17 protein-coding genes are annotated in these 16945 nt (G+C 67.9%); 10 read left to right on the top strand and 7 right to left on the bottom strand.

The features are described 5' to 3' along the window. Positions 1-26 precede the first annotated feature (26 nt). Positions 27-1478, top strand: a complete 1452-nt coding sequence (locus tag A5789_RS00590; RefSeq protein WP_064901727.1) for an NAD(P)/FAD-dependent oxidoreductase — start codon at positions 27-29, stop codon at positions 1476-1478. 11 nt (positions 1479-1489) lie between these two features. Here the strand turns inward: A5789_RS00590 and A5789_RS00585 are convergent, their stop codons facing one another. From A5789_RS00585 to A5789_RS00565, 5 genes are all read right to left on the bottom strand, one after another. After that, the gene (locus A5789_RS00585; RefSeq protein WP_030515000.1) at positions 1490-2410 is read right to left on the bottom strand and encodes a cation diffusion facilitator family transporter; all 921 of its coding nucleotides are present in this window, start codon (positions 2408-2410) and stop codon (positions 1490-1492) included. Between the two features lie 83 nt (positions 2411-2493). Continuing rightward, positions 2494-3729, bottom strand: coding sequence for a mannose-6-phosphate isomerase, class I (manA, locus tag A5789_RS00580; protein WP_064901698.1), 1236 nt, complete (start codon positions 3727-3729; stop codon positions 2494-2496). Next, complete coding sequence (locus A5789_RS00575; protein ID WP_064901697.1) at positions 3729-4928, bottom strand: hypothetical protein; 1200 nt, start codon at positions 4926-4928, stop codon at positions 3729-3731. Before A5789_RS00575 ends, manA begins: the two co-directional genes overlap by 1 nt. 92 nt (positions 4929-5020) lie before the next feature. After that, the gene (locus tag A5789_RS00570) at positions 5021-6403 is read right to left on the bottom strand and encodes a phosphomannomutase/phosphoglucomutase (RefSeq protein WP_064901726.1); all 1383 of its coding nucleotides are present in this window, start codon (positions 6401-6403) and stop codon (positions 5021-5023) included. A gap of 75 nt (positions 6404-6478) precedes the next feature. Beyond that, on the bottom strand, positions 6479-6868 hold the full coding sequence (locus A5789_RS00565; protein WP_030515004.1) for a DUF3499 domain-containing protein: 390 nt from the start codon (positions 6866-6868) through the stop codon (positions 6479-6481). A gap of 150 nt (positions 6869-7018) precedes the next feature. On the opposite strand from A5789_RS00565, the gene A5789_RS00560 reads away from it, so the two are divergent. Continuing rightward, entirely contained in the window at positions 7019-7495 is a 477-nt protein-coding gene (locus A5789_RS00560) for a metallopeptidase family protein (RefSeq protein ID WP_195022669.1), read from the top strand. 210 nt (positions 7496-7705) lie between these two features. Here the strand turns inward: A5789_RS00560 and A5789_RS00555 are convergent, their stop codons facing one another. After that, positions 7706-7939, bottom strand: a complete 234-nt coding sequence (locus A5789_RS00555; RefSeq protein ID WP_030515006.1) for a WhiB family transcriptional regulator — start codon at positions 7937-7939, stop codon at positions 7706-7708. A gap of 582 nt (positions 7940-8521) precedes the next feature. Between A5789_RS00555 and cofD the strand changes: the two genes are divergently transcribed. The 8 genes from cofD (at position 8522) to A5789_RS00515 (ending at position 15433) form a co-directional block, all read left to right on the top strand. Beyond that, positions 8522-9535, top strand: coding sequence for a 2-phospho-L-lactate transferase (gene cofD / locus A5789_RS00550; RefSeq protein WP_227462688.1), 1014 nt, complete (start codon positions 8522-8524; stop codon positions 9533-9535). Next, a complete protein-coding gene (locus A5789_RS00545; RefSeq protein WP_064901696.1) occupies positions 9532-10890 on the top strand; it encodes a coenzyme F420-0:L-glutamate ligase in 1359 nt (452 codons plus the stop codon). Before cofD ends, A5789_RS00545 begins: the two co-directional genes overlap by 4 nt. Further along, a complete protein-coding gene (locus tag A5789_RS00540; protein WP_064901695.1) occupies positions 10887-11405 on the top strand; it encodes an NUDIX hydrolase in 519 nt (172 codons plus the stop codon). The genes A5789_RS00545 and A5789_RS00540 overlap by 4 nt, the downstream gene beginning before the upstream one ends. Positions 11406-11588: 183 nt before the next feature. Continuing rightward, a complete protein-coding gene (locus A5789_RS00535) occupies positions 11589-12815 on the top strand; it encodes an alkane 1-monooxygenase (protein ID WP_063018897.1) in 1227 nt (408 codons plus the stop codon). A gap of 67 nt (positions 12816-12882) precedes the next feature. Next, positions 12883-13047: a rubredoxin gene (locus tag A5789_RS00530; protein ID WP_030515011.1), complete on the top strand. Its 165-nt coding sequence runs from the start codon at positions 12883-12885 to the stop codon at positions 13045-13047. Positions 13048-13114: 67 nt separating this feature from the next. Next, positions 13115-13300, top strand: a complete 186-nt coding sequence (locus A5789_RS00525) for a rubredoxin (protein WP_030515012.1) — start codon at positions 13115-13117, stop codon at positions 13298-13300. 42 nt (positions 13301-13342) lie between these two features. Then, complete coding sequence (locus A5789_RS00520; protein WP_063018903.1) at positions 13343-13972, top strand: TetR/AcrR family transcriptional regulator; 630 nt, start codon at positions 13343-13345, stop codon at positions 13970-13972. Positions 13973-14329: 357 nt separating this feature from the next. Further along, entirely contained in the window at positions 14330-15433 is a 1104-nt protein-coding gene (locus A5789_RS00515) for an alkane 1-monooxygenase (protein ID WP_051755795.1), read from the top strand. Positions 15434-15455: 22 nt separating this feature from the next. On the opposite strand, the gene A5789_RS00510 is transcribed toward A5789_RS00515, so the two are convergent. Beyond that, positions 15456-16814, bottom strand: coding sequence for a cation:dicarboxylate symporter family transporter (locus A5789_RS00510; protein ID WP_064901693.1), 1359 nt, complete (start codon positions 16812-16814; stop codon positions 15456-15458). Positions 16815-16945: the final 131 nt, after the last annotated feature.

Below are 16945 nucleotides of genomic sequence, written 5' to 3'. Positions count from 1 at the left end.
TTGGTTTTCGCCCTAAGGTGGTGATCATGGCGGATGCGGTGGTGGTCGGCTCCGGACCCAACGGTCTGGCCGCGGCGGTGCTGCTGGCCCGCGCGGGGCTCGAGGTGGAGGTATTCGAAGCCGCGGATCATGCCGGTGGCGGCTGCCGTACCGCCGAGCTCACCCTGCCCGGCTATCACCACGACGGGTGCGCGGGCGCGCATCCGATGGCGCTGGCATCCCCGTTCTTCCGCGCCTTCGATCTCGGCGCGCACGGCGTCGAACTGGCGATTCCCGAGATCTCCTACGGACATCCGCTCGACGGCGGGGTGGCCGCGGCGGCCTGGCGGGATCTGGATCGGACGGTCGAGGGTCTGGGCCGCGACGGGGCGACATGGCGGCGCCTGTTCGCCCCGCTGGTGCGACAGTGGGAGGCGGTGGTGGAGCTGGGGATGTCGGACCTGCGTCATATCCCTCGTGATCCGCTGTCCGCCGTGCGCTTCGGGCGCCGGCTACTCGAGCAGGCATCGCCGATGTGGGACCTGCGTTTTCGCGAGGAGCGCGCAGCGGCACTGTTCACCGGGGTGAGTGCGCACGCCATCATGCCGCCGCGGCAGTTCGCGGCGGCCGGGGTGGCGCTGCTGCTGGGCACCCTCGGCCATGTGGGTGGCTGGCCCATTCCACGCGGCGGCTCACAGGCCATCGTCGATGCGCTGATCGCGGATCTGGAGCGGCACGGCGGACGCGTCCACACCGGGCACCGCGTCGATTCCCTGGACGAATTCGCCGGTGTGCGAACGGTTCTGCTCGATACCGCGCCGACGGAACTGCTGCGGATCGCGCGGGTTCCCACGGCATATCGAAACCGGCTGCAGCGCTATCGATTCGGCGGCGCGGCCTGCAAGGTGGATTTCGCGCTCTCGGGTCCGGTGCCGTGGCAGGCGCCGGAGCCGGCGGCCGCGGGCACCGTGCACGTCGTCGGCACGCGAGCCGAGGCGACGGCCGTCGAACGTCTCGTCGCGTCGGGACGCCACGCCGAGCGGCCCTACGTCCTGGTGATTCAGCCGGGTGTAGTCGATTCGTCGCGGGCGCCCGGCGACAACCACACGCTCTACGCCTACGCCCATGTACCCCACGGATCCGGCCGCGACGTGAGTCCCGAAGTCGTCGCGCAACTCGAACGCTTCGCCCCCGGCTTCCGTGACCTGATTCAGGCCACCCATGTGCGCCCGGCCGCACTCATGCCCGCGTACAACGCCAACTACGTCGGCGGCGATATCGCGGCCGGCGCGATGACGCCGGCGCAGACGATCTTCCGCCCGACGCCGCGCTGGAACCCTTATGCCACACCGCTTCCCGGTGTGTACCTGTGCTCCGCGGCGACCCCGCCGGGGCCCGGAGTGCACGGCATGTGCGGCATGCACGCCGCGACTCGTGCGCTGCGCGAACGGTTCGGCATCCGCCTCGACCCGGCCGTCTTGCTCGGCGCGACGAGCTGAACCGGAAGGACCTACACCGGCTGGGTGCGGTACAGATCGGGTTCGATGTACATGACCCGGGCGGCGGGGACGGCGGCCCGCACCCGGGCTTCGGCGTCGTCGATCGCGGTCGCGATATCGGCGATCTCGAGTCCGGGCACGATCGACACCTTCGCCGCGACGAGCATCTCCTCCGGGCCGAGGTATTCGGTGCGCAGGTGGATGACCCGGTCGATGCGCTCGCCGTCGACCAGATTCGCGCGGATCGCCGCGTCCTGCGCGGGCGTCGCGCCCTCACCGATCAGCAGGCTCTTCATCTCCACGATCAGCACGACCGCGATGACACCGAGCAGCACGCCGATGCCGAGGGTGCCGATACCGTCCCAGATCGCATTGTCGGTCACCACGGTCAGCACCACGGCGACCAGCGCGATCAGCAGGCCGATCAGCGCACCGGTGTCCTCGAGCAGCACCACCGGGAGTTCCGGGCTGCGCGAATTGCGGATGAACCGCCACCAGCTCGCCCCCTCGCGCAACGGCGAGGACTCCCGCATCGCGGTCATGAAGCTGTAGCCCTCCAGCGCGGCCGCGATACCCAGGATCACGATCGCCACCGCGGGAGAGGTCAGTTCCTCCGGATGCTGGATCTTGTGCACACCCTCGTAGATGGCGTACATCGAGCCGAGCGAGAACAGCACCAGCGCCACGACGAACGAGTAGAAGTAGCGGTTGCGCCCGTAGCCGAACGGATGCAAATCGTCGGCCTCCTGCTCGGCACGTTTCTGCCCGAGCAGCAGCAGTCCCTGATTACCGGTGTCGGCCACCGAATGCACGGCCTCGGCCAGCATCGAGCCGGAACCGGTGATCGCGGCGCCGACGAATTTCGCCACCGCGATACCGGCATTCGCGCTCAACGCCGCGAAGATCGCCTTCTTTCCGCCACCAGCAGACATGGTGCAGCCCCGGTCCTTCCGTCCCCGGCGCTCGCCGGTAGATGTCCGATTTGTTCGATCAATCTACTAAAGCGGCCGCGCGCTCACTCGCCCACACACGCGCAGAACAGTTGCGCCGGGCCGCCCAGCGCCCGTGCCTGGATATCGGTATCGGTCGCCGAGATCCACGCCGCGCTGCCGGCCGCGATCGGCAATTCGCTCCCGGCCTGCGACAGCAGGACGGTGCCGGCGGTCACCAGCATGATGCCCGGTCCGACGCGCGGGATGTCGACCGCCGCGGCATCCTCGGCCAGTTCGAAGCGGCGCAGCGCGAATTCCGGTGCGGGCGTGGGATACCGGAACGAGTGCGCATCGACCGGTTCGGGTTCGATGATCGGCGCCCGCAGCGGTTCGAAATCCAGCACGCGCAGCAGTTCGGGCACGTCGACATGCTTGGGAGTGAGCCCCCCGCGCAGCACATTGTCCGAATTGGCCATGATTTCGACGCCGATGCCGCGCAGGTAGGCGTGCAGACTGCCGGCGGCCAGGAACAGGCCCTGTCCGGGTTCGAGGGTCAATCGGTTCAGCAGCAGGGCGGCCAGGACCCCGGCATCACCCGGATACGCCTCGGCCAGTTCCAGCGTGGTGCGCGCCTCGGCCGCGAATTCCTTGGCCAGTCCGGGGGGTTCGAGTGGGTCGACCTGTTTGAGATAGCGCACACATCCGTCGAGGACCTTCGGCAGCAGTGTGGCCAGCATGGCCTGCGGCAGGGTGATCCAGGTGGTGAACAGCGTGCGCAGGCCGCCCGAGTCCGGCTGGGCGGCAAGCAGTTCGGTGTACTGCACCAGTTCCGGCACGGCCAGCGAGTTCAGCAGGTCGACGGTGCGCAGCGGATCGCGGAAGCCGGCCAGCGCCTCGAAACGGTCGAGTGCCACCACCAGTTCGGGTTTGTGGGAGCCGTCGCGGTAGTTGCGCATCGGGGAATCCAGCGGCACCCGCGTGTGATTCTCCCGTTCGAATCCGTAGCGGGCCTGATCTGCGCTGGGATGTGCCTGCAGTGAGAGCGGTTCCTCGGCGGCCAGGATCTTCAGCAGGAACGGCAGGCGCCCGCCGAATGCCGCCGCGACCGTACCCAACTCCCGGTTCGGCTCGGCCTCGAGCAGTTCCAGCAGCGAGCGGCCGGCGCCGTCGGCGAGGACCTTCGCCGGGTCGGCGGGGTGGGCGCCGAACCACAATTCGGCTTCGGGATGAGGGGAGGGAACCTCCCGACCGCACAGCTGAGCGAGGGCGGTGCGAGATCCCCAGGCATAGGAACGCAACGCACCAACGAGTTCGTGCACTAGTAGTGGCCCCCGTCGTAGTGGGCGGGACGGCTCGTGGCTGGGGGGCCGCCGAGCAGACGCAGATACGCGGCGGCCATTTCCAGCCGCAGTACCAGCACCGCCAGTTGTTCGAGCTCGCTGCCGCGCCCGGCCGCCGGCGCCTGGGGTTCGCTCGCCCCGGCTTCGCGCGGCACACTCGCCTCGGTTCGCATCAGTTCGATGTCGACGTTGACCAGATCGGCGTCGACGATGCCCGCGCCCGCGCCGAAGACGGCCAGCCGGCGCCGGGCCGCGACCTGGTCGCCGTCGGCGCTCACCACGAACACCCGGGCCCGATCGACCGGCGCCGGCCCGTCCAGCTGCTCGTCGTGGAACAGCGGGTCGTAACCGGGTGCGGTCGCCTCGGCGGATTCGATCAGCCGGGCGTTCGCGGCCACGGCCTCGGTGAGGTCGACGGCGGCCGCGATCTGTCCCGCGGTCTGCAACAGCACCTCGGCGCCGTGCTCGGCCACGACCGCTGCGGCGGGGGAATCACCGGTCAGCACCAGCCGCCGTTCCCGCATCCGCGCGGCGAGGGTTTTGGCGGGATTGTGGAAGACCTCGTGATGCGGTCCGTCGCGCAGGGCCTCGGCGTCGAGCGCGTCGGCGAGTTCGTCGAGGTTCGGCACCAGCGGTCCGATATGCGTCGGATCGATCGCCTGCAGCACCGCGATCCCGACGGCGACGAAGCGCAGAATCCGGTTGTGGTCCAGCACCCGGACCCGCGGTGGCAGCATGGCCGCGCGTCCGGCGGCCGCGGCCCGCATCGGGCCTTCGTCGGGCGCGGCGACCACGACTTCGGCGCCGCGGCGCAGCGCGCGGTCGACGGCGCCGGTCAGTCGCGGATCGGCCGAGTCGTCGCCGGCCACGACCACCACATCCAGCGAACCGACCCACTGCGGAATCGTGGTGGCGCTGATGATGGGCAGGCCCGCGCGGTCGCCGAACGCGGCCTGCAGCAGAGTGGCCGCCCGGGCCGCGCGTCCGGTGCCGGAGACCAGCACCAGACTTCGCGGCCGCAGCCCGTCGAGCCGGATGAGCGCGTTTTCGGCGACGGCGGCCGCTGTGGCACGCACCTGGGCGCCCCCCGAGGCGGCCGAACGCAAAATTCCCCCGGAATCAGCGGCCTCCAACGAGGCGACGTCATCGAGGTCGAGTACGGGTGTCCCTGCGATCATCGGGCGTTGCCACCTCCCCTCAATCGGGTCACCACGCCGGGGGATGTCGTTGTCCCCGGGCGAATCCAAGCCCTGTGATTCCACTATTCCAGTCAGCCGCGCACGATGCTCAGAATCTCGGTTACGAGTGCGTCTACTTCCTCCTGCGAACGGGCCTCGACGTTGAGTCGCAACAGCGGCTCGGTGTTGGATGCGCGCAGATTGAACCACGCTTGTCCGGGCAGCCGCACGGTCACGCCGTCGAGCCGGTCCACCGATTGCGCGCGCCCTTCGAATGCGGTGACCACCGCCAGGGTTCGGTCCTGCGCATCCGCCACTGTGGAGTTGATCTCCCCGGAGGCCGCGTACGTCGCATACGAGGACGCGAGCTCCGACATCGGCCGGTCCTTCTCACCCAGGGCAGCCAGCACGTGCAGAGCGGCCAGCATACCGGAGTCGGCACCCCAGAAGTCGCGGAAGTAGTAGTGCGCGGAGTGCTCTCCGCCGAAGATCGCGCCGGTCGAGGCCATCTGCTGCTTGATGAAGGAATGGCCGACGCGGGTGCGGACCGGCGTGCCGCCGAGTTCGGTGACCAGTTCGGGTACGGCCTGTGAGGTGATCAGATTGTGAATGATCGTGGCGCCCGGCTCTTTCGCCAGTTCGCGCTCCGCGACCAGCGCGGTGATCGCGGAGGGGGAGACCGGTTCGCCGCGCTCGTCGACGACGAAGCAGCGGTCGGCGTCACCGTCGAACGCCAGGCCGATGTCGGCGCCGGTCTCGCGGACGTACTTCTGCAGGTCGACCAGGTTCTTCGGATCCAGCGGGTTCGCCTCGTGATTGGGGAACGATCCGTCGAGTTCGAAGTAGAGCGGGGCGATGGTCAGTTGCGGCACCGCGCCCAGCACGGCCGGGACCGTGTAGCCGCCCATGCCGTTGCCCGCGTCCACGGCGATCTTCAGCGGCCGGATCGCGCCGAGATCGACCAGGCCGCGCAGGAATTCGGCGTAGGCCTCGAGCAAATTCTGCTCGGTGGCGGTGCCGCGGGTGCCCGGCCCGGCGGGTACGCCGTCGACGAGTTCCTCGGCGATGGTCGCGAGCCCGGTCTCCTGGCCGACCGGCAGCGCGTTGGCCCGGCACAACTTGATGCCGTTGTAGCGGGCGGGGTTGTGACTGGCAGTGAACATCGCCCCGGGGGACTGCAGATGGCCGGAGGCGAAGTAGAGCTCGTCGGTGGAGGCGAGCCCGATGTGGACCACGTCGAGCCCCTGATCGAGGACGCCGTCGGCGAAGGCGGCGGCCAGTTCCGGGGAGGAGTCGCGCATATCGTGACCGATGACGATGCGCGTGGCGGGGGTAGCGTCGGTGCGCATCAGCCGGGCGAAGGCCGCGCCCACGTCGCGGACGAATTCCGCGTCGATCTGCTCTCCGACAACCCCGCGAACGTCGTATGCCTTGACAACTGCGTGAACGGACTCGGCAGACCGGGCGACTGTCATGACCAACACCCTAATAGGGCCGCGGGCCCGGCCGGGCTTCAGGCCGGTCGCGCGTGTGGCGCGTGCGGTGCGGGCTCAGTTCGGGGGATCGGGCAGCACCCGGAGATGGCCGCGGCGGCCGGTGCGGCCGGGCCGCTGGGGTCGCGCCGGCGGCGGGGAGTAATCGCTGTAACCGCGCTGTTCGGGTTCCGGCGCGCGCCGGCGCATACCGGCTTCGCGGACGGCCTCGGCCAGTGCGGTCAGGTCGTCGTCGTCCGGTGTGCTGGAGGAGAATCCACCTTCGTGCCGGACCAGTTCCCAGCCCTTGGGGGCGGTGATGCGGGAGCCGTGGGTTTCGCACAGATCCCAGGAGTGCGGTTCGGCGACGGTGGCGAGGGGGCCGACGACTGCGGTGGAGTCCGAGTAGACATACGTGAGCGTCGCGACGGCCGGATTCTTGCAGCCTGGGCGGCAGCAACGACGCATGGGAATCACATCCAGCAGACTAACCCCCCACGCCGTGTGTCGCAGACAGACACGCGGGCCGGTGCCCGGCCGGTTCGGGGCGCGCGGGGGCTCCGGCTCCGGGGAGAGCACGTGGCCGCGCCCTCGGCGCGGTGACTACTGTCGCAAGGTATGACCCGATCGAAGAGGCGGCCGGTGACGACCCGTTCGGTGGTTCGCCGCGGGCGCGGTGTGCGCGGACCGATGCTGCCGCCGTCGGCGCCCGCGCGCCGCACCCGTGGCCAGCAGTTCGACCGGCTGGTATTGGAGGCGTTCGCCCCTCTGGACGCCCGCTGGCACGATCGCCTGACCAAACTCGACATCGCGGTCGACGACGTCCCCAAGATCCGCCCGCTGCACCCGGATTCGGTCACCTGGCCCGACGAGGTGGTCGCCGACGGCCCGGTCCCGCTTTCCCGCCTGGTTCCGGCCGGAGTGGACCGCCACAACGTAGCCACCCGAGCCCGAGTGGTCCTGTTCCGCAAACCCCTCGAACTCCGTGCCCACGACCCGGAAGACCTCCTGGACCTACTCCGCGAAGTCCTGGTCCAGCAGATAGCCACCTATCTGGGCGTCGATCCGGAGATCATCGACCCGACAGGGGAGTAGGCGCGCAAGAGCTGTCGGTCACCGCGCTCGCCGATGAGAACGAACGCCGGGCGACCATGGACGAACGGTGGGCAACCGAGAACCAGTGCCACGCGGCCATGAAGATGACGAGTGCCGGGCGACTCACTTCCCGTCGCCCGCCCCGCTCCGCCGAAGCGAAGCGAGGCGAACAGGAGATTCCCGGAGAGGCGGGGAGTGAGGCGGGTGAGCTCAGCTGATGCCGCGCTTGAGGCGGCGGCGTTCGCGTTCGGACAGGCCGCCCCAGATCCCGAACCGCTCATCGTGCGCGAGTGCGTACTCCAGGCACTCGTCGCGGACCTCGCAGCCCATGCAGATCCGTTTGGCTTCCCTTGTGGAGCCGCCTTTTTCGGGGAAGAAGGCTTCCGGATCGGTTTGGGCGCACAGCGCCCGTTCCTGCCACTGTTCTTCGATGGTGTCGAACATCGCATCGAAGTCGGTGACGATGAGACTCAGCTGCGGTGGTTCGGGTTTGCGCTGGGCGCGCGCCCACTGCCCTCCCTGCGGAGTTCTGTTGAGCGATCCCGATTCGTTGTTCACCGTGCTGCCCCCCTCTCGTTCGTCGTTCCGGCTGTCAGCGCAGTCGCTTGGTGCTGCGCATGCTGTGGAATCGGTTTGCGATACACCGCCCGGAATGCCCGACGGGGCCAGCTCCTCGGCCATCGCTCCGCCTCCTCACTGTGTGTTAGCGCAGAATGATTTTTCCGTCGGACCGGACGTGCCCACCGACGGTCCCACACCGCGACGTAGTCCCGCGGACATCCCCGAGCTTGTCGTTCCGATGCGAACATGCGTTCGAAACGCGGTCTGCGCCAAAGGCTCTCGCGCGGACCCGGAATGACATGTCTGTGATTAGACACGCCGGACGCGCCGATGGTCAAGCTGCCGACACAATTCCGTTACTATCCGAGGCCGCCTTCGGCGCGGTTCGGTAACCCCGAAGTAGCAAATGACCAGCAAATACGCACTCGAACACCCGCTTCCGGGCACCGCATAGGCTGTGCGGATGTGACTGGAGAACAAGCGGACATCGCGGCCGAGATCGAGCGGATTGATCGTAAACCGCGCATTGCGGTGTTGGTCGGTGGAGTCGGCGGCGCGCGCTTCTTACAAGGTGTGCGGGAACTGCTGCCGGACGCGGATGTAACGGCGCTGGTGAACGTCGGCGACGACGTCTGGATGCACGGTTTACGCATCTGTCCCGACCTGGACACCTGCATGTACACGCTGGGTGGGGGTATCGATACCGAGCGCGGCTGGGGTCGCGTCGGGGAAACCTGGCATGCCAAGGAGGAACTGGCGAAATACCACGCGCAACCGGATTGGTTCGGACTCGGAGATCGCGATATCGCGACGCATCTGGTGCGCAGTGAAATGCTGCGCGCGGGATACCCGCTCTCGGCGGTTACCGAAGCGCTGTGCAATCGCTGGCAGCCCGGTGTGAATCTTCTCCCGGCGACCGACGATCGCTGCGAAACCCATGTTGTGATCAGTGACCCCGACAACCCTGGCGAACGCCGCGCGATTCATTTCCAGGAGTGGTGGGTGCGGTACCGAGCAAACGTCGAGACCCATGGATTCGTCACAATCGGGGCGGATCAAGCCAAACCGGCCCCCGGTGTGACGGAAATCATAGAGGCTGCTGATGTGGTGCTGTTGGCACCCTCGAACCCCGTGGTGAGCATCGGTGCGATCCTCGCCGTGCCGGGTATCCGGGGCGCCCTGCGGACCACCTCCGCCAAAGTCGTCGGTTTATCGCCCGTGATCGGGGGAAAACCCTTGCGCGGCATGGCCGATGAATGCCTCGAGGTGATCGGCGTGGAAACCTCGGCCGAGGCCATCGGACGGCACTTCGGCGCCCGGTCCGACACCGGCATCCTCGACGGCTGGCTGATCCACTCGAGCGACGAGGCCGACGTGCCGGGTGTGGAGGTGCGCAGCGTGCCGCTGCTGATGACCGACCCGGCCGCCACCGCCGCCATGGTGCGGGCAGCGCTCGATCTCGCGGGAGTGCCGGCATGAGCGATCAGGGGCGAAACACCGATCACGCGCCCGGCGGGGAGATCCGGATCATCCCGGTGCCGGGGCTGCCGGAATTCCGGCCGGGCGACGATGTCGCGGAACATATTGCGGCCCAGGCTCCTTGGCTCGCCGACGGTGATGTGCTGGTGGTGACCAGCAAGATCGTCGCCAAGGCCGAGGGACGCATCGTCGAGGCGCCGCGGGATCCGGACGAGCGCGACGCGGTGCGACGGAAACTGGTCGATGCCGAGGCGGTGCGGGTGCTGGCGCGCAAGGGTCGCACCCTCATCACCGAGAATCACATCGGCATCGTGCAGGCCGCTTCCGGCGTGGACGGCTCGAATGTGGAACAGGGCGAATTGGTCCTGCTGCCAACCGATCCCGACGCCAGCGCGAAGGCGTTGCGGGTGGAATTGGCCCAGCGCCTCGGCGTCGACGTCGCGGTGGTGATCACCGACACCATGGGTCGCGCCTGGCGCATCGGGCAGACCGATGCCGCGATCGGCGCCGCCGGCCTGCGCGTCGTGCACGACTACGCCGGCGCGGTCGACGGGCAGGGTAACGAGTTGCAGGTCACCCAGGTGGCGGTGGCCGACGAACTCGCTGCCGCAGCGGATCTCGCGAAGGGCAAGCTGAGCGGGGTGCCGGTCGCGGTCGTGCGCGGGCTGACTCCGCACGACGACGGATCCACCGCCAAGGATCTGCTGCGCGGCGGCGAGGAGGATCTGTTCTGGCTCGGCACCGCCGAGGCGATCGAGCGTGGCCACCGGGAAGCGCTGCTGCTGCGCCGCTCGGTGCGGACCTTCGCCGATACTCCGGTCGATCCCGAGGTGATCCGGGCCGCGGTCGGCGACGCGCTCACCGCGCCGGCGCCGCATCACACCCGGCCGGTTCGCTTCGTCTGGGTGCGGCAGCCGGAGCTGCGCGCGCGACTGCTGAATTCGATGGCGGCGCAATGGCGCACAGATCTCGGTGGCGACGGTCTCGATCCCGAGCGGGTGGAACGCCGGGTCGCGCGCGGCCGGATCCTGTTCGACGCCCCCGAGGTGATCATCCCGTTCTGTGTCCCCGACGGCGCGCACGACTATCCGGACGAGCGTCGCCGTGCCGCCGAATCGACCATGTTCACCGTCGCGGTGGGCGCGGCTGTGCAGGGACTGCTGGTCGGGCTGGCCACGCGGGGCGTCGGCAGCTGCTGGATCGGCTCGACCATCTTCGCGCCCGAGGTGACGCGTGAGGTGCTGGGGCTGGCGCCGGACTGGAATCCGTTGGGCGCCATAGCCATCGGCTATCCCGAGGAGGAGCTTTCGCCGCGCCCGCCGCGCGAGGCGGGAACGGGTCTGGTCGAGTTGTGAGTACCGACTCGCTGCACGCCTCGGCCACCGAGCTGCTCGAAAACTGGAAGCCCGCAACGCATCCGGAACAGTCGGTACGCGAGGCGATGCTGGCGTTCCTGGGGTCGGCGCCGCGCGGGTGTCTGCGCGAACACGCACCCGGCCACATCACCGCGTCGGCGGTGGTGTTCTCCCACGACGAGCGCGAGGTGCTGTTGACGCTGCACCCGCGGGTCGGCCGGTGGATCCAGCTGGGCGGTCACTGCGAGCCGGGGGACGAGACCGTCGTCGACGCCGCGTTGCGGGAGGCGACCGAGGAGTCCGGGATCGCCGGGCTGGAGGTCGAACCCGGCCTGTACGGCGCGCAGGCCCATCCGATCACCTGCTCGCTGGGGGTGCCGACCCGCCATCTGGATCTGCTGTTCAAGATCCGCGCTCCGCGCGGCGCGTTGCCGGTGCGCAGTGCGGAGTCGACGGATCTGCGGTGGTGGCCGGTCGACGCGCTGCCCGCCGATTCGGATGTGCTGTTGCGCTGATCCGGCTTTCACCGGCGGGACGGGTCGCCGAGCGGAATCCGTCCCGCCCGGCCGTCGCGCGGTCACAACGCGTTTACAAATCGGCAAGAATGTATAGACACCCGACAGGCATCGGCATATTGTCCACGGTAATGGTTACCCACATCACAGTAGATGTGGCAGCTGTATCGAATGGAGACGACGATGTCGACCGAAGCCGGAACCACCGACGGCCTGCTCGACTCGGGATGGCGTGACCGCAAGCGCTATATGTGGTTGTGGGGGTTGTTCGCCCCGACCGGACTGTTCATCATCGGACTACCGCTGATCTGGGGGCTCAACGAACTGGGCTGGCATACCCTCGCGAAGGTGCCGTTCTGGCTCGGTCCGATCCTGATCTATCTGGTCATTCCCGCCGCCGACCTGTTCTTCGGGGCCGACGGTGAGAATCCGCCGGACGAGGTCATGGAGTATCTGGAGAACGACCGGTACTACCGCTACCTCACCTATATCTACCTGCCGTTCCAGTACGCGTCGCTGGTCATGGCGTGCTACCTGATCACCGCGGACAACCTGAGCTGGCTCGGCATCGACGGCGGGCTCACCGTCGTGGACAAGATCGGCCTGGCCCTGACGGTCGGAATGGTCGGCGGCATCGGGATCAACACCGCTCACGAACTCGGGCACAAGAAGGTGCATCTGGAACGCTGGCTGTCGCGCATCGCGCTGGCCCAGACGTTCTACGGCCACTTCTACATCGAGCACAATCGCGGGCATCATGTGCGGGTGGCCACGCCGGAGGACCCCGCGAGTTCCCGTGTGGGCGAGACGTTCTGGGCGTTCTGGCCGCGCACGGTCTGGGGCAGTCTGCGCTCCGCGTGGGGCCTCGAGCGGACCCGGCTGGAACGGCTCGGGAAGCGGCCGTGGAGTCTGCACAACGATGTGCTCAGCGCGTGGGCGATGTCGCTGGTGCTCTACGCGGCGCTGGTGGCCGGCTTCGGCATCGAGGTCCTGCCGTATCTGGTGCTGCAAGCGGTGGTCGGCTTCAGCCTGCTGGAGGCGGTCAATTATCTGGAGCACTACGGTCTGCTGCGGCAGCGCACGGCCCGCGGCCGGTACGAGCGGCCGACACCGCGGCACAGCTGGAACAGCGACCACCTCGTCACCAACATCTTCCTGTACCACCTGCAGCGGCACAGCGATCACCACGCCTACCCGACCCGCCGTTACCAGACCCTGCGCAGTTGGGACGGCGCGCCGAATCTGCCGAGCGGTTACGCCAGCATGATCCTGCTCGCCTACTTCCCGCCGCTGTGGCGGCGCGTGATGGACAAGCGCGTTCTGGCCCACTACGACGGCGATCTCACGCTGGCGAATGTTCAGCCGAGCAAGCGGGACAAGGTCCTCGCGCGCTACCAGGAGGCACGATGAGCGACAATCGCGCAGCGGCTCGTCGTGCCGACCGGGTGCGGGTGCCCCGCACGACACAGGAGGGATGATGGGGGCTTTTCGTTGCCCTGTCTGCGATTACGTGTACGACGAGGCGAAAGGCGCTCCGCGGGAAGGGTTTCCGGCGGGCACGCCGTGGGAGTCGGTGCCGGATGACTGGTGCTGCCCGGACTGCGGGGTGCGGGAGAAGATCGATTTCGAGGAGGCAGGGTGAGTGACAATCGCGGAGCGGCTCGCCCTGCCGACCGGGTGCGGGTGTCCCGCAAATGACAGGAGGCAGGGTGAGTCGGCCCTATCGGATTTTCCAGTGCATCCAGTGCGGCTTCGAATACGACGAGGAGCAGGGCTGGCCGGACGAGGGTATCGCCCCGGGAACGCGCTGGGAGGACATTCCGGACGACTGGACATGTCCGGACTGCGGCGCGGCCAAGGCCGACTTCTTCATGGTCGAGATCGAACGTTCGTGAGTCGTTTTGACTGCGGAATCGACCCGTGACACCGTCGCGGGTATGCCGCGTAACGGATCCCGGGTCCCGTATCAGGAGGCGGCGCGCACCCTGCTGCGCACGTCGGTCCTCGATGCGATGCGGGAACTGCTGATCGAGCGGGACTGGGCCAAGATCACGCTCGGCGACGTCGCGACGCGGGCGGGGGTGAGCCGCCAGACCCTGTACAACGAATTCGGCTCCCGGACGGGGCTGGCGCAGGCGTATGCGCTGCGGCTGGCCGACCAGCTGGTCGACCATGTCGGAACGGCCATCGAGGACAACGTGGGGGATGCGCGGGCGGCGTTCCGCGAAGGCCTGGCAAATTTCATCCTCGACAGTGCGGCCGATCCGCTGGTGCAGTCACTGGTGGTCGGTGAGGCCAAGCTGGATCTGCTGCGGTTGATCACCCTCGACGCCGGGCCGCTCATCGAACATGCCGCCCGCCGTTTGGGCGCGGCATTCGAAAACAGCTGGGTGGGGGCGTCGGCGGCGGAGGCGGATGTGCTCGCGCACGCCCTGGTGCGCATCGCCATCAGCTACATCCCGACCCCCGCCGCACTGCACCGCGACGCGCCGGAGGAGCTGAGCAGGTTGCTGTCGCCGTATGTGGAGGCGATTCTCGCCGCGCGGGACCGGACCGGCGGCCGGTAGCTTGAAATCGCCCTGTGACGGATAACGATTCGTCTCCGGGCCGGTTGGGGTGCCGGCCGACAACCGGGCGTGCGCTCGCCGGCCGGATCGAGTGGACTGGATGGGTGCTGACCTGGGCGCTCGCTGCGGAAACGATGGTTGCTGATGCGATGCGGCGCAGCTGGTTCCGGCCCCCGCTGTCTGTGACTTCGGGTCCGCCTGTGTAACGGTTACCACTTTGCGGGTTTGAACCGGGCGTAACGGCCCCGGAGCAGCTACATATTTACCTGGCAGGAGTCCAGGTTCATTCAAGTGGGGCAATAAGTGCAAACGGTCGGCAAACGCTCGGGTTCGGCTGATCCCAAGAAGCATCTGTGGATGTTGGGATTGATCGCTCCGGGCTGCGCATTGCTCCCTTCCCAGCTGGTCGCCCGGACCGGCATCGAAGCGTTCTGGTGGATCGGGCCGATCATCGTGCTGATCGTGATACCGCTGCTGGACTGGTTCGTCGGCGAGGACGGCACGAACCCGCGCGACGAGGATTACGAGCGGCTCTCCCACGACCGCTACTACCGGTGGTGCACCTATCTGTTCCTGCCCATCCAGCTGGCCGGACTGGTGATCGCGGCCTACATGTGGTCGGGTGACGAACTCGACGTGGTGGACAAGCTGGGGCTGGCGGCGACGCTCGGTTTCGTCAGCGGTATCGGCATCAACGCCGCGCACGAGCTGGGGCATCGGGTGGAACGGCTGGAGCGGTGGCTGGCCAAGCTCGCACTGGCGCAGTCCGGATACGGGCATTTCTTCGTCGAACACAACAAGGGGCACCACGCGCGGGTGGCCACCCCGGACGATCCGGCCAGTGCCCGGATGGGCGAATCGCTGTGGATGTTCCTGCCGCGCAGCATCTTCGGCGGACTGCGCTCGGCGATCCGGCTGGAACGCGAAAGGCTGCATCGCAAGGGCCTCGGCTGGTGGAACGTGCGCAACAACATCCTGCAGGCGTGGTCGATGACGGTGGTGCTCTACGGTGCGCTGCTGGCGGTGTTCGGTTTCGCCATGCTCCCGTATCTGCTGCTGCAGGCCGTGATCGGATTCGGGCTGCTGGAAACCGTGAACTACGTCGAGCACTACGGGTTGTTGCGCCGTCGCCTGCCCGGTGGGCGCTGGGCGCGCTGCTCGCCGGCCGACAGCTGGAACTCCGATCGGCTGGTCACCAACATCTTCCTGTTCCATCTGCAGCGCCACAGCGACCACCACGCGAATCCGGGCCGTCGCTATCAGACCCTGCGCAGCACCCAGGAGGCTCCGCAACTTCCGGCGGGTTACGCGACGATGATCCTGCTGGCCACCGTTCCGCCGCTGTGGCGGCGGGTGATGGATCCGAGGGTCGCCGCCCACTACGCGGGCGATCTCGGCAGAGCCAATATCGCGCCGCGCAAGCGGGAGCGCACCCTGGCCGTCTACCGGCTCGCCGGATAGCGGGTTCGGGCAGGACCGGGTCTCAGGCGGGGACGAGCTCGGTCCGTTCCGGGGGAGTCGCGGGTGCTTCGGCGGGTTCGTCGTCGACCATGGTCGTCTCGTCGAAGGGGAGTTCGCGGTCGAGCACGGCGCGCACGCGCACATCGTCGATGGTCTTGGTCCAGGTTCCCACCAGGACGGTGGCGACGGCGTTGCCGGAGAAGTTGGTGACGGCGCGGGCCTCGGACATGAACCGGTCGATGCCGACGATCAGGCCCACACCGTCGATCAGATCCGGGCGATGGCTCTGCAACCCGCCGGCCAGGGTGGCCAGGCCCGCGCCGGTAACCCCGGCCGCGCCCTTGGAGGCGACGATCATGAACACCAGCAGGCCGATCTGCTGCCCCAGCGTCAGTGGCTTACCCATCGCGTCGGCGATGAACAGCGAGGACATCGTCAGGTAGATCGCGGTGCCGTCCAGGTTGAACGAATATCCGGTCGGCACCACGATGCCCACCGTCGAGCGTTCGACCCCCAGATGTTCCATCTTCGCGATCAACCGCGGCAACGCGGACTCCGAGGACGAGGTGGAGAAGATCAGGAGATATTCGCGGGCCAGGTAGCGAACCAGCTTGAAGATCGATACGCCCGAACTCACCCGCAGCAGCACGCCCAGTACGCCGAAGACGAAGACCAGGCAGGTCAGATAGAACGCGAGCATCAGTGCCGCAAGCTGCTTCACCGCATCCAGTCCGGTCGCCGCCACCACGTTCGCGATCGCGCCGAAGGCACCGAGCGGTGCCAGCCACAGGATCATGGTCAGGATCTTGAACACCAGCTTCTGTGCCAGCCCCACCGCGCGCAGGATCGGTTCGCCCTGCTTGCCCATCGCCTGCACGGCGAAGCCGACCAGCAGCGCCACGAACAGGGTCTGCAGCACGCTGCCGGCGGTCAGCGACGAGAGCAGCGAGGTCGGAATGATGCTCTCCAGGAAGTGCCAGGTGCCACCGCTGCCTTCGGCCTGTTTCACGTAGCCGGCGGCAGCGCCGATGTGTTCGTGGACGTTCAGGCCGCTGCCCGGCTGCAGCAGGTTGCCGACGACGAGGCCGATCGTCAGCGCCACCGTCGACATGATCAGGAAGTAGCCGATCGACAGGCCGCCGATCTTGCCGACCCGTGCGGCCGCCCGCACCGACCCGATACCCAGCACGATCGTGCAGAAGATGACCGGGGAGATCATCATCTTGATCAGGTTGACGAACATGGTGCCCAGCTCGCCGACGGACTTTCCGAATGCGGGCGCCAGCCAGCCGACGAGTACGCCCGTCGCGACCGCCACGATGACGGCGAGATAGAGCCAATGGGTACGGTCGCGACGGTGCGTCCGTGTCGAGTCGCTCATGAGATGTGCCTCCGGTGCTGCCCGATCTGTCCCTCGGGTTCGTACTGTGATGATGGGGGTGACCGTGACCTCGGTCACCATTACGTACGTTTCGTTCACGGGAGGACCGTTGCGGGCGAGAGGCCGGACCG

It is taken from the genome of Nocardia sp. 852002-51101_SCH5132738, from assembly GCF_001665695.1.
In the GTDB taxonomy this organism is placed as follows: domain Bacteria; phylum Actinomycetota; class Actinomycetes; order Mycobacteriales; family Mycobacteriaceae; genus Nocardia; species Nocardia nova.
The sequence above is the reverse complement of the archived record's forward strand: the minus strand, read 5'-3'. Positions and strand labels throughout refer to the sequence as shown.

Coding starts and splice junctions, on each gene's coding strand:
- A5789_RS00565 (WP_030515004.1), bottom strand. CDS start 6,868: ATGCGTCGTTGCTGCCGCCCAGGCTGCAAGAATCCGGCCGTCGCGACG.
- A5789_RS00530 (WP_030515011.1), top strand. CDS start 12,883: ATGGGGGCTTTTCGTTGCCCTGTCTGCGATTACGTGTACGACGAGGCG.
- A5789_RS00545 (WP_064901696.1), top strand. CDS start 9,532: ATGAGCGATCAGGGGCGAAACACCGATCACGCGCCCGGCGGGGAGATC.
- A5789_RS00570 (WP_064901726.1), bottom strand. CDS start 6,403: ATGACAGTCGCCCGGTCTGCCGAGTCCGTTCACGCAGTTGTCAAGGCA.
- A5789_RS00590 (WP_064901727.1), top strand. CDS start 27: ATGGCGGATGCGGTGGTGGTCGGCTCCGGACCCAACGGTCTGGCCGCG.
- A5789_RS00510 (WP_064901693.1), bottom strand. CDS start 16,814: ATGAGCGACTCGACACGGACGCACCGTCGCGACCGTACCCATTGGCTC.
- A5789_RS00575 (WP_064901697.1), bottom strand. CDS start 4,928: ATGATCGCAGGGACACCCGTACTCGACCTCGATGACGTCGCCTCGTTG.
- A5789_RS00585 (WP_030515000.1), bottom strand. CDS start 2,410: ATGTCTGCTGGTGGCGGAAAGAAGGCGATCTTCGCGGCGTTGAGCGCG.
- A5789_RS00520 (WP_063018903.1), top strand. CDS start 13,343: ATGCCGCGTAACGGATCCCGGGTCCCGTATCAGGAGGCGGCGCGCACC.
- A5789_RS00515 (WP_051755795.1), top strand. CDS start 14,330: ATGTTGGGATTGATCGCTCCGGGCTGCGCATTGCTCCCTTCCCAGCTG.
- A5789_RS00560 (WP_195022669.1), top strand. CDS start 7,019: ATGACCCGATCGAAGAGGCGGCCGGTGACGACCCGTTCGGTGGTTCGC.
- A5789_RS00555 (WP_030515006.1), bottom strand. CDS start 7,939: ATGTTCGACACCATCGAAGAACAGTGGCAGGAACGGGCGCTGTGCGCC.
- A5789_RS00535 (WP_063018897.1), top strand. CDS start 11,589: ATGTCGACCGAAGCCGGAACCACCGACGGCCTGCTCGACTCGGGATGG.